This window comes from Streptomyces sp. NPDC049585, assembly GCF_040675615.1.
In the GTDB taxonomy this organism is placed as follows: domain Bacteria; phylum Actinomycetota; class Actinomycetes; order Streptomycetales; family Streptomycetaceae; genus Streptomyces; species Streptomyces luteosporeus.
In genome coordinates this window covers 51,369-67,108 of record NZ_JBFAPE010000014.1, presented here as the reverse complement: position 1 = coordinate 67,108, position 15,740 = coordinate 51,369, and the positions used below count along the sequence as shown (strand labels likewise).

The 15,740-nt window shown below is 72.8% G+C and carries 10 protein-coding genes and 1 pseudogene; 4 read left to right on the top strand and 7 right to left on the bottom strand.

Annotated elements, in window-relative coordinates; all coding sequences use genetic code 11:
• Positions 1-187 precede the first annotated feature (187 nt).
• From sucD to AB0K17_RS16765, 5 genes are all read right to left on the bottom strand, one after another.
• Positions 188-1,072, bottom strand: coding sequence for a succinate--CoA ligase subunit alpha (gene sucD / locus AB0K17_RS16785; protein ID WP_344432714.1), 885 nt, complete (start codon positions 1,070-1,072; stop codon positions 188-190).
• Between the two features lie 20 nt (positions 1,073-1,092).
• Positions 1,093-2,268, bottom strand: coding sequence for an ADP-forming succinate--CoA ligase subunit beta (sucC, locus tag AB0K17_RS16780; RefSeq protein WP_365969559.1), 1,176 nt, complete (start codon positions 2,266-2,268; stop codon positions 1,093-1,095).
• Positions 2,269-2,500: 232 nt separating this feature from the next.
• Entirely contained in the window at positions 2,501-3,646 is a 1,146-nt protein-coding gene (locus AB0K17_RS16775; RefSeq protein ID WP_365983336.1) for a VWA domain-containing protein, read from the bottom strand.
• Entirely contained in the window at positions 3,643-5,934 is a 2,292-nt protein-coding gene (locus tag AB0K17_RS16770; protein WP_365983335.1) for a DUF5682 family protein, read from the bottom strand. Before AB0K17_RS16770 ends, AB0K17_RS16775 begins: the two co-directional genes overlap by 4 nt.
• Complete coding sequence (locus AB0K17_RS16765; RefSeq protein WP_365983334.1) at positions 5,931-7,031, bottom strand: AAA family ATPase; 1,101 nt, start codon at positions 7,029-7,031, stop codon at positions 5,931-5,933. The genes AB0K17_RS16770 and AB0K17_RS16765 overlap by 4 nt, the downstream gene beginning before the upstream one ends.
• A 193-nt stretch (positions 7,032-7,224) precedes the next feature.
• On the opposite strand from AB0K17_RS16765, the pseudogene AB0K17_RS16760 reads away from it, so the two are divergent.
• Positions 7,225-8,235: pseudogene (locus AB0K17_RS16760) on the top strand (hypothetical protein); the annotation flags it as partial.
• Between the two features lie 121 nt (positions 8,236-8,356).
• On the top strand, positions 8,357-9,886 hold the full coding sequence (locus AB0K17_RS16755) for a DUF5691 domain-containing protein (protein WP_365969476.1): 1,530 nt from the start codon (positions 8,357-8,359) through the stop codon (positions 9,884-9,886).
• A 36-nt stretch (positions 9,887-9,922) separates the two neighbouring features.
• On the opposite strand, the gene AB0K17_RS16750 is transcribed toward AB0K17_RS16755, so the two are convergent.
• A complete protein-coding gene (locus tag AB0K17_RS16750) occupies positions 9,923-10,336 on the bottom strand; it encodes a cobalamin B12-binding domain-containing protein (RefSeq protein ID WP_365969475.1) in 414 nt (137 codons plus the stop codon).
• A gap of 233 nt (positions 10,337-10,569) precedes the next feature.
• On the opposite strand from AB0K17_RS16750, the gene AB0K17_RS16745 reads away from it, so the two are divergent.
• A complete protein-coding gene (locus AB0K17_RS16745) occupies positions 10,570-11,436 on the top strand; it encodes an alpha/beta fold hydrolase (RefSeq protein ID WP_365969474.1) in 867 nt (288 codons plus the stop codon).
• A gap of 175 nt (positions 11,437-11,611) precedes the next feature.
• Entirely contained in the window at positions 11,612-13,123 is a 1,512-nt protein-coding gene (locus tag AB0K17_RS16740; protein WP_365983333.1) for a M23 family metallopeptidase, read from the top strand.
• Between the two features lie 77 nt (positions 13,124-13,200).
• On the opposite strand, the gene pcrA is transcribed toward AB0K17_RS16740, so the two are convergent.
• Positions 13,201-15,663: a DNA helicase PcrA gene (pcrA, locus tag AB0K17_RS16735; RefSeq protein WP_365969472.1), complete on the bottom strand. Its 2,463-nt coding sequence runs from the start codon at positions 15,661-15,663 to the stop codon at positions 13,201-13,203.
• Positions 15,664-15,740: the final 77 nt, after the last annotated feature.

Sequence of the window (15,740 nt, the reverse complement as noted above, 5' to 3'; positions counted from 1 at the left end):
AGAACGCGGCTTTTGAGCTGGTAGCCGCGTTTTGACCGTCGTGTCGTATGCGTCGTCCGGCGGATCTTCGTCACGCGCCACCACGGCACCCCGAAGGGGCGCGGGGAACTGCATGATCCGCCGGGTACGCGCACGGGCCCGTACCCCCGAGGGGGGGACGGGCCCGTGCGGCGTGTCGCTACCGGTGTCAGCCGGCCAGGACGGCGCGCGCCAGGAGGGCGGTCTCGGACGGCGTCTTGCCGACCTTCACGCCCGCGGCCTCAAGGGCCTCCTTCTTGGCCTGCGCGGTGCCGGAGGAGCCGGAGACGATGGCGCCGGCGTGGCCCATGGTCTTGCCCTCGGGCGCGGTGAAGCCGGCCACGTAGCCGACGACCGGCTTGGTGACGTGCTCCTTGATGAAGTCCGCGGCCCGCTCCTCGGCGTCGCCACCGATCTCGCCGATCATGACGATCAGGTCGGTCTCGGGGTCCTCCTGGAACGCCTTGAGGGCGTCGATGTGGGTGGTGCCGATGATCGGGTCACCGCCGATGCCCACGCAGGAGCTGAAGCCGATGTCGCGCAGCTCGTACATCATCTGGTAGGTCAGGGTGCCGGACTTCGACACCAGACCGATGCGGCCGGGCTTGGTGATGTCGGCCGGGATGATGCCCGCGTTGGACTGGCCGGGGCTGATCAGACCCGGGCAGTTGGGGCCGATGATGCGGGTCTTGTTGCCCTTGGCCTGGGCCAGCGCCCAGAACGAGGCGGTGTCGTGGACCGCGACGCCCTCGGTGATGACGACGGCCAGCTCGATCTCGGCCTCGATGGCCTCGACGACGGCGTCCTTGGTGAACTTCTCCGGGACGAAGATGACCGTGACGTCGGCGCCGGTCTTCTCCATGGCCTCCTTGACGGAGCCGAAGACCGGGACCTCGGTGCCGTCGAAGTCGACCGTCGTGCCGGCCTTGCGCGGGTTCACGCCACCGACGATGTTGGTGCCGGAAGCCAGCATGCGCTTGGTGTGCTTCTGGCCCTCGGAGCCGGTCATGCCCTGGACGATGACCTTGGATTCCTTGGTGAGGAAGATAGCCATGTTTCTGGTGACCTCGTCCCTTACTTAGCGGCCAGCTCGGCGGCGCGCTCGGCGGCGCCGTCCATGGTGTCCACCTGCTGCACCAGCGGGTGGTTGGCGTCGGTCAGGATCTTGCGACCCAGCTCCGCGTTGTTGCCGTCGAGGCGCACGACCAGCGGCTTCTCGACCTTCTCGCCCTTGGACTCGAGCAGGGCCAGGGCCTGCACGATGCCGTTGGCGACCGCGTCGCAGGCGGTGATGCCGCCGAAGACGTTGACGAAGACGGACTTGACGTCCGGGTCGCCGAGGATGATCTCGAGGCCGTTGGCCATCACCTCGGCGGAGGCGCCGCCACCGATGTCGAGGAAGTTGGCGGGCTTGACGCCACCGTGGTTCTCACCGGCGTAGGCGACGACGTCGAGGGTGCTCATGACGAGACCCGCGCCGTTGCCGATGATGCCGACCTGGCCGTCGAGCTTGACGTAGTTCAGGCCCTTGGCCTTGGCCGCGGCCTCCAGCGGGTCGGCGGCGGCCTTGTCCTCGAGCTCCTCGTGCGAGGGCTGACGGAACGCGGCGTTGGCGTCCAGGGAGACCTTGCCGTCGAGCGCGATGACGCGGCCGTCGGCGACCTTGGCGAGCGGGTTGACCTCGACGAGGAGCGCGTCCTCGGCGACGAAGGTCTTCCACAGGGTCACGAGGACCTCGGCGACCTGCTCGGCGACCTCGGCCGGGAAGGCGGCCTGGGCGACGATCTCGCGGGCCTTGTCGATCGAGACGCCCTCATTGGCGTCGACCGGCACCTTGGCGAGCTTCTCGGGGGTCGTGGCCGCGACCTCCTCGATGTCCATGCCGCCGGCGACCGACGCCATGGCAAGGAAGGTGCGGTTGGTGCGGTCGAGGAGGTACGAGACGTAGTACTCCTCGGCGATCTCCGGAGCGGTCTCGGCGATCATGACCTTGTGAACCGTGTGGCCCTTGATGTCCATGCCGAGGATGTCCGTCGCGCGGGCGACGGCCTCGTCCGGGGTGGCGGCCAGCTTCACGCCGCCGGCCTTGCCGCGGCCGCCGACCTTCACCTGAGCCTTGACGACCGAACGGCCGCCCAGACGCTCAGTGGCCTCGCGCGCCGCCTCAGGCGTGTCGATGACTTCACCGGCCAGCACCGGTACACCGTGCTTGGCGAAGAGGTCCCTCGCCTGGTACTCGAACAGGTCCACGCGCGTCCGTCCCTTTTCTGGATATCGCGGTTCGTTGTCTGCGCGGGCGTGCCGCGGGGCAGCGTGAGGACGCGATCTATTACGAGGGCGGCACACGTTCACCGTTGACGCGGCATGTCCGTCTCGCAGGTTATCCCCGCGGGAGGGCGACCCCTAAATCGCAGGTCACACTCCGGCCGTGATTACGCTCACAGCATGCTGCGATCACCCGTCGGCGTGATCGGCCGGCCGGTCACCCCGACGGCACCGGCAGCGGACGCTTCTCCAGCGCCGCCGCCATCACCTCCGGGAACAGGTCGGGCGTGCAGGCGAAGGCCGGGACGCCCAGCGCCGCCAGGGCCGCCGCGTGCTCGTGGTCGTACGCCGGCGCCCCCTCGTCCGACAGAGCCAGCAGCGCCACGAACTGCACGCCCGACGCCTTCATCGCCGCCACCCGCTTGAGCATGCCGTCGCGTATCCCGCCCTCGTACAGATCACTGATCAGGACCACGACCGTGTCCGCCGGGCGGGTGATGCGGGACTGGCAGTGGGCCAGGGCCCGGTCGATGTCGGTGCCGCCGCCCAGCTGCGTGCCGAAGAGCACGTCCACCGGGTCGGCCAGCCGGTCGGTCAGGTCCACGACGGACGTGTCGAAGACCACCAGCCGGGTGTCGAGGGAGCGCATCGACGCCAGGACGGCGCCGAAGACGGAGGCGTACACGACGGAGGGAGCCATCGAAGCGGACTGGTCGATGCACAGGACCACCTCCTTGCGCACCGCCCGCGCGGCACGGCCGTGGCCGACGAGCCGCTCGGGCACGACCGTGCCGTACTCGGGCAGGTAGTTCTTGAGGTTGGCACGGATGGTGCGGTTCCAGTCGATGTCGCGGTGCCGCGGCCGGCTGATGCGGGCCGACCGGTCCAGGGCGCCGGCGAGGGTCGCCCGGGTGTGCTGCGTCAGCCGCGCCTCCAACTCGCGGACGACCTTGCCGACGACGACCCGGGCGGTCGCCCGCACACGCTCCGGCATCGCCTTGTTCAGCGACAGCAGCGTGCCCACGAGATGGACGTCCGCCTCGACGGCCTCCAGCATCTCCGGCTCCAGGAGCAGCGTCGACAGCCCCAGACGGTCGATGGCGTCGCGCTGCATCACCCGGACGACGGAGGCGGGGAAGTACGTACGGATGTCCCCCAGCCACCGCACCACCCGCGGCGCGGACCCCCCGAGCCCCGCCCCGGCCCCGCCACCGCCGTAGACGGCCTCCAGGGTGCGGTCGACGGTCACGTCCTGCGGCTGGAGCCCGACCCCGGTGCCGTCCTGCTCCCCACCGAGCACCAACCGCCAGCGGCGCAGCCGCTCGGCGACGGGGTCGGAGCCACCCTGGCTGTCGGCGGTCATGCGGATGCCCTTTCGGTTTCGATGTCGGACGGATGCGGGGCGGGGAGGCCCAGGAGCAGGCGCAGGGTCGGCAGGACCGCCCTTGTGCGGGCAGGGTCATGGGTCGGGGCGAAGCCCGGTGGGGTGAGGGCGGACGGGGCGGGCGCGGTGGCGCCGTGGCGCAGGTGGGTGCCCAGGGCACGGCGTATGCCCGGGTCGAAGGCCGCGAACGTGCGGCGCAGCAGCGGCAGGACGGCCGGGAAGGCGTCCGGCGCCACGCCCGTGAGCCATGTGTCGACCAGGCCCAGCAGGCGCTGGTCGTGCAGCAGGAGCATGCCGCCGGAGGCGCCGGTGCCGACGAAGCCCTCGATCCAGGCGGCGGCCTCGGCCGGGTCCGTACCGGGTGAGAGGGCCAGGCCCATGAGGCGGGCGGCGCGCTCCTCGTCCAGCCGGCCGTCGTCGAGCAGCAGCCGCGCGGCGCGGCCGCGGATGCCGCCGGGCAGCCCGTCGCGCCCGGCGAGCGTGGCGAGGACGGCGGACCACCGCTCCCGCATGCAGCCGTCACCGGACCCGGCCCCGGCCCCGGCCAGCAGGCCGACCGACTGGTGGACGGCATCGACGTGGCCGCGCATGCCGGCCGCGGCGTCCGCGTCGAGGCCCGAGCAGGCGGCCGGGAGTCCGACGAAGACGCGCTCCGCCAGGCCGGCGGCCACGTCGGCCAGGGCGGCGGTGTCCGTACGGCGCACGTCCCCGTAGCGGACGGCGCGCACCAGGGCGGGCAGGGCCTGCGCCAGGTGACCGACGTCGGAGTCGAGGGCGGCGAGGTCGGCGAGGGCGCGCATGACGTCGGGCAGGGCGTCGCCGAGCCCGGCGAGCAGGCACTGCTCGGCGAGGGCTGTGACGTCGGCGAGGGCGGTGGCCTCCCCGGCCAGCGCCACGGCCCGGGCCGTGGCCGCGCCCTCCACCGTGGTGCCCCAGGCGGACGCCTCGGCGAGCCGCACGGACAGCTCGGGCTCCCAGCACAGCCGCCAGGGCTCCTTGAAGGTGCCGAGCCCGCCGCGGGAGCGGGCCGGCTCGCCCCAGGGGACGCCGAGGAGCCGCAGTCGGTGCAGCAGCCGGCTGCGGGCGGCGTCGGTGTCCTTGCGCAGGTCGAAGTCGACGTCGCGGGCGGCCGCTTCGGGTTTGAGCCGAAGGCTGCGCTGCAGTGCGGCGAGGTCGCGCTGCAGGGGCGAGGCAGGTGCGGCGGCAGGGACCTCACCGAGGTCGTCGCCGACGATCAGCCGGTCGCCGATCAGGGCGAGCGGGACGTCGGAGCCCTCGCACATCACGGCCCGGACGGCGTCCACGGTCTCGCCGAGCCCGGGCTGGGGGCGGCCGCGCACGGCCGCAAGGGTCTGCGCGAGCCGGACGGCCTCGATGACGTGCGCGGAGGAGACGGGGTGGTCCTCGGCGCGCAGCAGCCGGGCGACAGCGGTCAACCAGCGCTCCACGGGCCGGTCGGGGGCCTCGAAGAGGTGGGCGTACCAGCCGGGGGAGGCGATGCCGGCGCCGTAGCCGCTGCGCCGGGCGAGCCGGCGATGGGTCCACGGAACCCAGCTCAGCTCGGTCCTGGCCTTGGGCAGCCCCTTGAGCAGCTGCCGGTCGGCGGTGACGGTGCGCTTCTCGGAGAGCGCGGGCACGTGCCAGGCGCCGCACACGACGGCGATGTCGTCACCGAATTCGCGGCGGGCGCGGCGCAGTTCGAGACGCATGAACGCCTCGCGCACGGCGTCGCGCCCGCCGGTGGCGGCCGCGCCCAGGCCCGCCCGCAGGGCGCCCATGGCCTCGGCGACGGCGGGGAAGGGGTCGCTGTCGCGGCGGTGCTCGACGACGTCCTCCCACCACTGTTCCGGATCGTCGTGGCCGGCGGCCGCGGCCAGCATCGCCAGCGGGTCGTGCCCGGCCTCCTCCTGGTCGCCGTCCTGGTCGCCGTCCTGCTCGCCGAGGGCCAGGGTGTGCGCGGCGGGCAGGTCGATGAAGCGGACGGGCACCTGGTGGCCGAGGGCCCAGCGGATGGCGACCCACTCGGGCGAGAAGCGTGCGAAGGGCCAGAAGGCGGACCGACCGGGGTCACCGGCGACATGGGCGAGCAGGGCGACCGGCGGGCGCATCTGCGGATCGGCGGCGTGGTGCACGAGGGCGTCGGCCTCGGGCGGGCCCTCGACCAGCACGGCCGCGGGGCGGAGCCGCTCAAGGGCCGCGCGCACCGCCCGGGCCGAGCCGGGGCCGTGGTGGCGCACGCCGAGCAGCGCGGGCCCGGTGCCGTTCACGCGGAGACCTCGCGGCAGGCGCGGTAGAAGTCCTTCCAGCCGGCGCGCTCACGGACGACCGTCTCCAGGTACTCCTGCCAGACGACGCGGTCCGCCGCCGGGTCGCGGACGACCGCGCCGAGGACGCCGGCGGCCACGTCACCGGCGCGCAGCACACCGTCCCCGAAGTGCGTGGCCAGCGCGAGACCGCCGGTGACGACGGAGATGGCCTCGGCCGTCGAGAGCGTGCCGGAGGGCGACTTGAGCCTGGTACGGCCGTCGGCGGTCACCCCGTCGCGCAGTTCGCGGAAGACCGTCACGACGCGCCGGATCTCCTCGACGGCGTCCGGCGCGGCGGGCAGGTCGAGCGAGCGGCCGATCTGGTCGACGCGGCGGACGACGATGCCGACCTCGTCCTCGGCGGTGGCGGGCAGCGGCAGGACCACCGTGTTGAAACGGCGGCGCAGCGCACTGGAGAGCTCGTTGACCCCGCGGTCGCGGTCGTTGGCGGTGGCGATGAGGTTGAAGCCGCGCACGGCCTGCACCTCCTGACCCAGTTCGGGGATGGGCAGGGTCTTCTCCGACAGGATCGTGATGAGCGTGTCCTGCACGTCGGCCGGTATACGGGTCAGCTCCTCGATACGGGCCGTCATGCCCTGCGCCATGGCGCGCATGACGGGACTGGGCACGAGGGCCTCGCGGCCCGGGCCGTGGGAGAGCAGCCTGGCGTAGTCCCAGCCGTAGCGGACGGCCTCCTCCGCGGTGCCGGCGGTGCCCTGCACCAGCAGGGTGGAGTCGCCGCTGACGGCGGCGGCCAGGTGCTCCGACACCCACGTCTTGGCGGTGCCGGGCACGCCGAGGAGCAGCAGGGCCCGGTCGGTGGCGAGCGTGGTGACGGCCACCTCGACGACACGGCGCGGGCCGACGTACTTCGGCGTGATCACGGTGCCGTCGGGCAGCGTGCCGCCGAGCAGGTAGATGGCCACGGCCCACGGCGACAGCCGCCACCGCGCGGGCCTGGGACGGTCGTCGGCCGCCGCGAGGGCCTTCAGCTCGCCGGCGAAGGCGTCCTCGGCGTGCGGCCGCAGGGCCTGGGTCTCGGTTCCGGGCACGGTCACGGATGTCCCCCTCGTCGTGCGCTTCCGGGATGTGCGACCACCCTGCACCCAGCCACTGACAATCGCCCTGACCTGCGATTCCGGGCGGTTGTCAGTGGGGGGTCCTAGCGTCGTGGACATGAATCCGCAGGGGGAGCACCGGACGGTGGAGCAGGGTTTGGCACGCGGACCTGACGTGGCATCACGCGAGGCGGCGGCACGACGCCGCGCCGAGCGGCGCGCGCAGCGGATCGCGGCGGGAGCCGCCGAGTTGGAGCAGCGGCTGACCGACCTCCTGCAAGGCGGACTCGCCGCCGCGGAAGGCGCGGGCTACGAGCAGTGGGACGAGACGGCGGCCCGCATGGTCGACGCGCAGGCCCCGGGCCTGGCCGCGCGCGTACGCGACCTGGCGGGCGTCGGCGCCGGCGCCGGCGCGACACGGGCCTCACGAATGCTGGAGGAATGCGCCCTCCTGCACACGCTGAACCAGGGCTTCCTGCGCGTGGGAGAGCTCCCGGAACCCCTCGCCGCGACCGTCCGCTCCCGCGTCGGCCTCCCTGCCACCACCACCGGACCACCCGTACGGGACCACTGGCTCGTCCTCGCCCAGCGCGACAGCGACGACGGACGCCTGACGACACGGCGCATATGGCTGCGGGGCCGCGACACGGGACGCATAGCACTGCTGCTCGCCTACGGCGGGGGCGGACGACCGGTCGAACTGACGCTGCCCGTCGGGCTGGAGATCGATGCGGAGCTCTCCTTCCACGCGGGGGCACGGCCGCTGCGAGCCGTACTGGGGGCTTCCTACGGCACCCCGGCGCCGGGGGCGGATCCGCCGCCGGGGGTCGGCATCGGGGATGCACTGCGGACGTACGGCGCGGTGCTGGCGGACGACCCGTGGGTGGAGGGGTGGCCGGTGGTGGTGGAAGGGGTGGTGCCGGTCCCTCCGGGGGGCGTGGAGGAAGGGTGGCAGCTGGCCGATCCGGTGGCCGGCGAGGCCGTGCCGGTCGAGGACGGGGAGGGCCTGTGGCGGCTGGCAGCGGTCTCCGGGGGCACGCCGGTACGGGTGTTCGGCGAGTGCGGCCACCGGGGCTTCGCACCGCTGGGGGTGTGGGCTGCCGCGGGGTGGTACTGCCCGGTGGGCGGGTTGGTGCCCACCCGTTCCGCCCAGCGGAACGCCTGCCCACCAACGGGTGCCGAATTCAGCCCGGCCGGCGCTTGAGGCCACCGGGCGGAGCCCGGTCCGGGGGTGCTAGGGGGCGCAGCCCCGCTAGGAGACGGGGAGAGGGTGGGGCTGGGGATCGGCCCGCCGCAGGCGTATACGACACATCACAGGAGGAGCCATGAACGGCCGTTGGGGCGAGCTCGTCGCCACCGCACTGCTCGGCACCGACCGCCAAGGCGGCGACCCCGTCGCCCTGCTCGACGAGGCCGCCGTCCGCACCGTGCAGCACCGGGCCGCCCTGCAACCCGGTACCCCACGTCCCCTCCCCCCGCCCGCCGGCGACGATCCCCGTCCCGGTCTGCCGCCCGCCGCCCGGCGGCGCCTGGCCTCGCTGCTCGCCGGCGGCGGCCCGCGGCACGGCGGCGCGCCGGATCTGACCGAGCTGCTGCCGCAGTGGCTGGCCGCCGCCAACCGGCACGGTTACCGGGCGCCCGAGGAGTTGCTGCCCGCCCTGCTGGAGGTGGCGCGTGCCCGCAGCGACCTGCGCCCGGAGGCGCTCGTCCTCGGTGGCCCCCGCGCCCTGTGGCTGGCGCGCCTCAACCCGCAGTGGAAGTACGCGCTGCGCGCGCACGGGGCCGTACCGGAGGGCGAGGAGGAGCGGCAGCGCACGTGGGAGGAGGGGTTGTTCGCCGAGCGCGTGGCGGTGCTCACCGCGCTGCGCCGCAGGGATGCCGCGGCGGGTCGGGAGCTGCTGGCGGCCGGCTGGGCGAAGGAGCGCGCCGAGGACCGGCTGCTGTTCCTCGACGCCCTGCGCGAGGGTCTCGGCAAGGACGACGAGCCGTTCCTGGAGGCGGCACTGGCGGACCGCAGCCGCAATGTCAGGGCGGCCGCGGCGGAGTTGCTGGGCGCCCTGCCCGGTTCGGCGCTGACGGCGCGCATGGCGGAGCGGGCCCGTTCCTGTGTGGCCCTGGACCGTACGGCGGGCACCGGGCCGCGGATCGTGGTGGAGGCTCCGCACGAGTGCGACCGGGCGATGGAGCGGGACGGGGTGGTGGCGAAGCCGCCGTCCGGTCGCGGGGAGCGGTCGTGGTGGCTGGGTCAGCTGGTGGAGGCGGCGCCGCTGGCGGTGTGGTGCGAGCGGTTGGGGGTGGGCGGCCCGCAGGAGGCGGTGGCGCTGCCGGTGGCGGACGGCTGGCAGCCGGAGCTGCATGCGGCGTGGGCGAGGGCGGCGGTGCGGCAGCAGGACGCGCGGTGGGCGAGGGCGCTGCTGGGTCCGCCGGCCGCGCCGCCGGAGCCGCAGGGGGCGGTGTGGCTGGATCCGGCGAGGTTGTTGTCGGCGCTGCCGGCGGGGGAACGGGCGCAGTGGGTGGCACGGTTCGTGGCCGCGAACGGCCTGGCGGACTCGTTCCGGCTGCTGGGCGCGTGCGCCGTGCCGTGGGCCGAGCCGCTGGGGGCGGCCGTGGTGGACGCGCTGGACGCCGCGCGGGACGCCGGCGGCTATCCGTGGAGCTTCAGCGGGGTGATGGGCATGGCGGAGCGCTGTCTGGACCCGGCGCAGGCGGACCGGTTGGCGGCCCTGGAGCTGCTGCCGCGGCAGCCCGAGGTCGGCAGTGCGCCGGGTTACTGGGCGGAGGCGTTCCAGCGGCTGTTGGGCACGCTGCGCCTCCGCGCCACGATGCTGGCGGAGCTCGCCGGACGACCGGGGTGACCCGATGACCCGGTGACCCGGTGACCCGGTGACCCGTCAGGCCTCGGCGGTCTGCCGGACGTTGGTGTTGACCCATTCGACGATCGCGGTGGTGGTCGCACCGGGCGTGAAGATCTCGGCGACGCCGATCCGCTTGAGCGGGGGGATGTCCTCGTCGGGGATGATGCCGCCGCCGAAGACCTTGATGTCCTCCGCGTCCCGCTCCTTGAGGAGCTCTATCACCTTGGCGAAGAGGGTGTTGTGGGCGCCGGAGAGGATGGACAGGCCGATGGCGTCGGCGTCCTCCTGGATCGCGGTGTCGACGATCTGCTCGGGGGTCTGGTGGAGCCCGGTGTAGATGACCTCCATGCCGGCGTCGCGCAGCGCACGCGCGATGACCTTGGCCCCGCGATCGTGGCCGTCGAGGCCCGGCTTGGCCACCACCACGCGGATCGGACCGGTCACTCCCATCACTGCCTCCATGTGAACGAACGTTACGTCCAGCATCCCGCACGCGGTCGTTTCGCGGGACGGAGCGAGGGGGAAATCACACGTGGGACACCACATTCGCTAAGCACCGCTCCCGTACCCCGCGTCTCATGGGTCACTGCACCCACCTCCGCTTCGAGCCGCCGGACCACGGGGCGAGAGCACACGGGGGAAAGGGTCCGCCTTCCGTGTGCTGTTCGGGAGGTCGGTCGGCCATGAAGGCCTTGCCCTTTCTCTGTACGCTCATACGCTCTTGTGCTCTTGTGCGCCCGACGGCGGCGCTCGTCCGCTCCACCGTGCTGGAGCTGGCCATCCTGACCGCGCATGTCCTGATGTATCCGACGGGCATGGTCCAGGAGCGGCGCCCGGTCCGCCTTCCGGTGCCTCGCGGGGAGGCACTGGCGGCGGAGCCCCTGCCGCCGCAGGAGGCCGTGGGGCCGGCGGCGGGCCGGCCGCCGGTGCTGCTGCTGCACGGTTTCATCGACAACCGCTCGGTGTTCGTGCTGTTGCGCCGCTCGCTGCGCCGGCACGGCTGGCCGCTGGTGTGGTCGCTCAACTACTCGCCCCTGACGTGCGACCTGCGCACGGCGGCCGGGCTGCTGGGCCGGCATGTGGAGGAGGTCTGCGCGCGCACCGGGCACGAGCGGGTCGACATGGTGGGGCACAGCCTGGGCGGGCTGATCGCGCGCTATTACGTCCAGCGGCTGGGCGGCGACGCGCGGGTGCGCATGCTGGTCACCCTCGGCACGCCGCACGGCGGCACCCGGGTGGCGCCGCTCGCGTCCGCGCATCCACTGGTGCGGCAGATGCGTCCGGATTCCGAGGTGATCCGTGAGCTGGCGGAGCCGGCGCCGCATTGTGCAACGCAATTCATCGGATTCTGGAGCGACCTGGATCAGATCATGGTTCCGGTCGAGACCGCCCGAATCGACCATCCCGATCTCCGGGTGCGCAACGTGCGGGTGAGCGGAGTGGGACATCTGGCACTTCCGGTACATGCGGCCGTGGCCGCGGGCATCAGGCAGGCTCTGACCACCGAAGAGGCGCGGACGGGGGCGACGGGGGCCGTCTCGGTCGCCTGACGGTTCTCGAACGAATATCGAACATCATCTCTTCCGGAGTGGGTCAGTCCGCCAAAAGGCGGCTAAATACCCGGGTACTCCGCGCCCGTAAGGTGGGGAAGATTGTCGCCGCCGCATACCGCCGGGTACAGTCGCCGCTAATTCTCCTGACTGCCAAGGCGAAATGGATGTGGTGGTGAACGACCGTCACCCGTCGGCGGGCCCGGATCGGCCCGTTCCCGTTCCCGACGCCCCTTTTGGGCACGGGCACTACTCCTCCTCGTACGAGCAGCAGAGCTACGCCGGTTACGACGGCACCGGCACCGGCACCGGTCAGTGGGACACGACCGGCTCCTGGGACACCCAGGGCCAGACCCAGACGTGGAACACCAGCGGCTACGAGACCTACGGCGGGCACCCCTCCGGGCAGTGGGACACCTCCGGCCATTGGAGTGATCCCGCGCAGTCGGGGCAGTCGGGTCAGTACAACTCCGGCGCCTGGCACACGGGCTCCTACGACACCGGTTCCTACGACACCGGCCAGCACCACTCGGGCCAGTGGGACCAGTCGGGCCAGTCGGGCCAGTCGGGCCAGTGGGACACCTCGGGCCACGGCCACGCCGCCACGTGGGACACCCACGGCGGCCAGAACACGTACTGGGACGCCTCCGGGCAGTGGGGCGACCTCGCCGCGCAGCACGCCCAGCAGACCCAGACCTGGGACACCAGCGCGTACGCCGACGTCGCACCCGCGGCCGCCCAGCCGACGCCCACCCTCATGGTCGACCTCTCGGCCGCCACCGCGGACCCCGCACCGGCGGCCGCGACCATGGCCGACGCCGAGACCCGCGCCATGCTGGTCATCGAGGAACCCGAGGCCGAGGCGCCCGCAGAGGCGCTCCCCGACGACGCGCCGGCCGTCCCCCGCCAGGCCCGCTCCGGCCGTCGCAAGGGCACCGCCCCCGGCCGCGCCGGACACCGCCCGGGCCAGCGCCCGCACCGCCGCGCCCTGCTCACCGTCGCCGTGCCCTCGGTCGCCGTCATGGGCGTCGCGGGCATCGCCGCCGCCTCCGTCATGACGGGCGGCGCCGCCAAGGACGACAAGCAGACCACCGCCGCCACGGCCCCCGACGCCTCCGTCAAGACCGCGGCCGCCAACAGCAAGCTCGACACCCAGCTCGCCGGACTCAGCCAGGGCGCCGACGACTTCGCCTCCCGCGCCAGCCGCACCCAGGAGCGGCTCGACCTCAAGCTCCGGCAGGAGGAGGAGCGCAAGCGCAAGGCCGAGGAGGCCGCCCGCAAGGAGCGGGAGCGGCCGAAGTTCTCGCTGCCGGTCACGCAGCACGGGCTGAGCGCCTACTACGGCCAGGCGGGCGTCAACTGGATGTCGGTGCACACCGGCATCGACTTCCCCGTCGCCTACGGCACGCCCGTCATGGCGGCGACCGACGGCACGGTCACCACGCAGTACAACGTGGCCTACGGCAACATGGCCAAGGTGACCTCGGCCGACGGCACCGAGACCTGGTACTGCCACCTGAGCAACTACAAGATCCGCTCGGGCCCGGTGAAGGCCGGTGACGTCATCGCCTACTCAGGCAACTCCGGCAACTCCACCGGACCGCACCTGCACTTCGAGGTACGCCCCGGCGGCTCTGCCATAGACCCCCTCCCGTGGCTGAGAAGCCACGACCTGGACCCGACCTGACAGGGGCCGCGGGGCTGTACTGACGTGCGGCTCCGCCGCGTGGGCGCGAGCAGCCCCCACCGGCCCGCAGCCGAGCGTCAGAGCTTCTCCACCGGCGCATACCGCAACAGCAGCCGCTTCGGCTTCTCGTCACCGAAGTCGATCGTCGCCTCCGCGTTGTCGCCGCTGCCCTTCACGCCCACGACCGTGCCGAGGCCGAAGGAGTCGTGCGTGACGCGGTCGCCGATGGTCAGCGCGACCACCTGCCGCTCCTTCGCCCGCCGCGTCGCGAAGCCGCTCGGCTGGGCCCGCGACGTGGTGCTGCGCGACGAGAAGCCGGACGTGATCCCGGAGCCGGCACCCAGGGAGGACGCCGACGGCGTGGCGGGCCCGGTGCGGCGCCATGTCACGTACTGGTCGGGGATCTCCTCCAGGAACCGCGACGGCGGGTTGTACGAGGGCTGGCCCCAGGCGCTGCGCATGCTGGAGCGGGTCAGGTAGAGCCGCTCGCGGGCGCGGGTGATGCCCACGTAGGCCAGGCGCCGCTCCTCCTCCAGCTCCTTGGTCTGGCCGAGGGCGCGCTGGTGGGGGAAGACGCCGTCCTCCATGCCCGTGAGGAAGACGACGGGGAATTCGAGGCCCTTCGCGGTGTGGAGGGTCATCAGCGTGATGACGCCGCTGCCCTCCTCGTCCTCGTCGGGGATCTGGTCGGAGTCGGCGACGAGGGCGACCTTCTCCAGGAAGTCGGCCAGCGTGCCCGGCTCGTCCTCCGTGCGCTCCTGCTCGAACTCCAGGGCCACCGCGGCGAGCTCCTGGAGGTTCTCGATGCGGGTCTCGTCCTGGGGGTCGGTGGAGGACTGCAGCTCGGCGAGGTAGCCCGTCCGCTCCAGGACGGCCTCCAGCACGGTGGCCGGTCCGGCGCCGGACTCCACGACGGTGCGCAGCTCCTCCATCAGCGCGTTGAAGCGCTTGACGGCGTTGGTGGAGCGGGGCGCCATGCCGTACGCCTCGTCGACGCGGCGCAGAGCCTGGGCGAAGCTGACCTTCTCGCGCAGCGAGAGTGCGTCGATCATGGCCTCGGCGCGCTCGCCGATGCCGCGCTTGGGCACGTTGAGGATGCGCCGCAGCGGGACGGTGTCCTCGGGGTTGGCCAGGACGCGCAGGTACGCGAGGACGTCGCGGACCTCCTTGCGCTCGTAGAAGCGCACGCCGCCGACGACCTTGTAGGGCAGCCCGACCCGGATGAAGATCTCCTCGAACACACGGGACTGGGCGTTGGTGCGGTAGAAGACGGCCACGTCGCCGGCCTTGGCGTCGCCGGCGTCGGTGAGCCGGTCGATCTCGTCGGCGACGAACTGGGCCTCGTCGTGCTCGGTGTCGGCGACGTAGCCGGTGATGCCGGCGCCGGCGCCGGCCTGCGTCCACAGGTTCTTGGGGCGGCGGTTCTCGTTGCGCTCGATCACCGCGTTGGCGGCGTTGAGGATGGTCTGCGTGGAGCGGTAGTTCTGCTCCAGCAGGATCGTGGTGGCGTCCGGGTAGTCCTCCTCGAACTGGAGGATGTTGCGGATGGTCGCGCCGCGGAAGGCGTAGATCGACTGGTCGGCGTCGCCCACCACGCACAGCTCGGCGGGGCCCTCCTCGCCGGTGGTGGCGGGGGTGCCGACGAGCTCGCGCACGAGCGTGTACTGCGCGTGGTTGGTGTCCTGGTACTCGTCGACCAGGACGTGCCGGAAGCGGCGGCGGTAGTGCTCGGCCACGTCCGGGAAGGCCTGGAGCAGGTGGACCGTGGTCATGATGATGTCGTCGAAGTCCAGCGCGTTGGCCTCGCGCAGCCGCGACTGGTACATCGCGTACGCCTCGGCGAGCGTCTTCTCGAATCCGTCGGCGGCCTGCGCGGCGAAGGCCTCCTCGTCGATGAGCTCGTTCTTCAGGTTGGAGATCTTCGCGCTGAAGGACTTCGGCGGGAACTTCTTCGGGTCGAGGTCCAGGTCGCGGCAGACGAGCGCCATCAGCCGCTTGGAGTCGGCCGCGTCGTAGATCGAGAAGGAGGACGTGAAGCCCAGCTTCTTGCTCTCGCGGCGCAGGATGCGCACGCACGCGCTGTGGAAGGTCATCACCCACATCGCGTGGGCGCGCGGGCCGACCAGCTGCTCGACGCGCTCCTTCATCTCGCCGGCGGCCTTGTTGGTGAAGGTGATGGCGAGGATCTGGCCGGGGTGGACGCCGCGCGCGCCCAGCAGGTGCGCGATGCGGTGGGTGAGCACGCGCGTCTTGCCGGAGCCGGCGCCCGCGACGATGAGCAGCGGCGAGCCGGTGTGCACGACGGCGGCGCGCTGCTGGTCGTTCATCCCGTCCAGCAGCGCCTCGGGGTCCACCACGGGCCGGTGGGCGCCGTCGCGGTAGTACGCCTCGCGGGGGACGGGCACGTCGAACGCCCCGCCGAACAGGTCGTCCGGCAGGGGCTCGGACTCCGTGTCCTCCGGAGGCGGCGGGGCCTCCTCGCCGGAGGGGTCCGAGGGGGCGAAGTCCGCCAGGAAGCTGTCGTCAAAGAGGCTGCTCATCGCCTCCCGAGTCTAGGCGTCCCCACCGACACCCGGCCGGACGATCCGGCCGACAGTGGCCCGCACCACATGGGGGC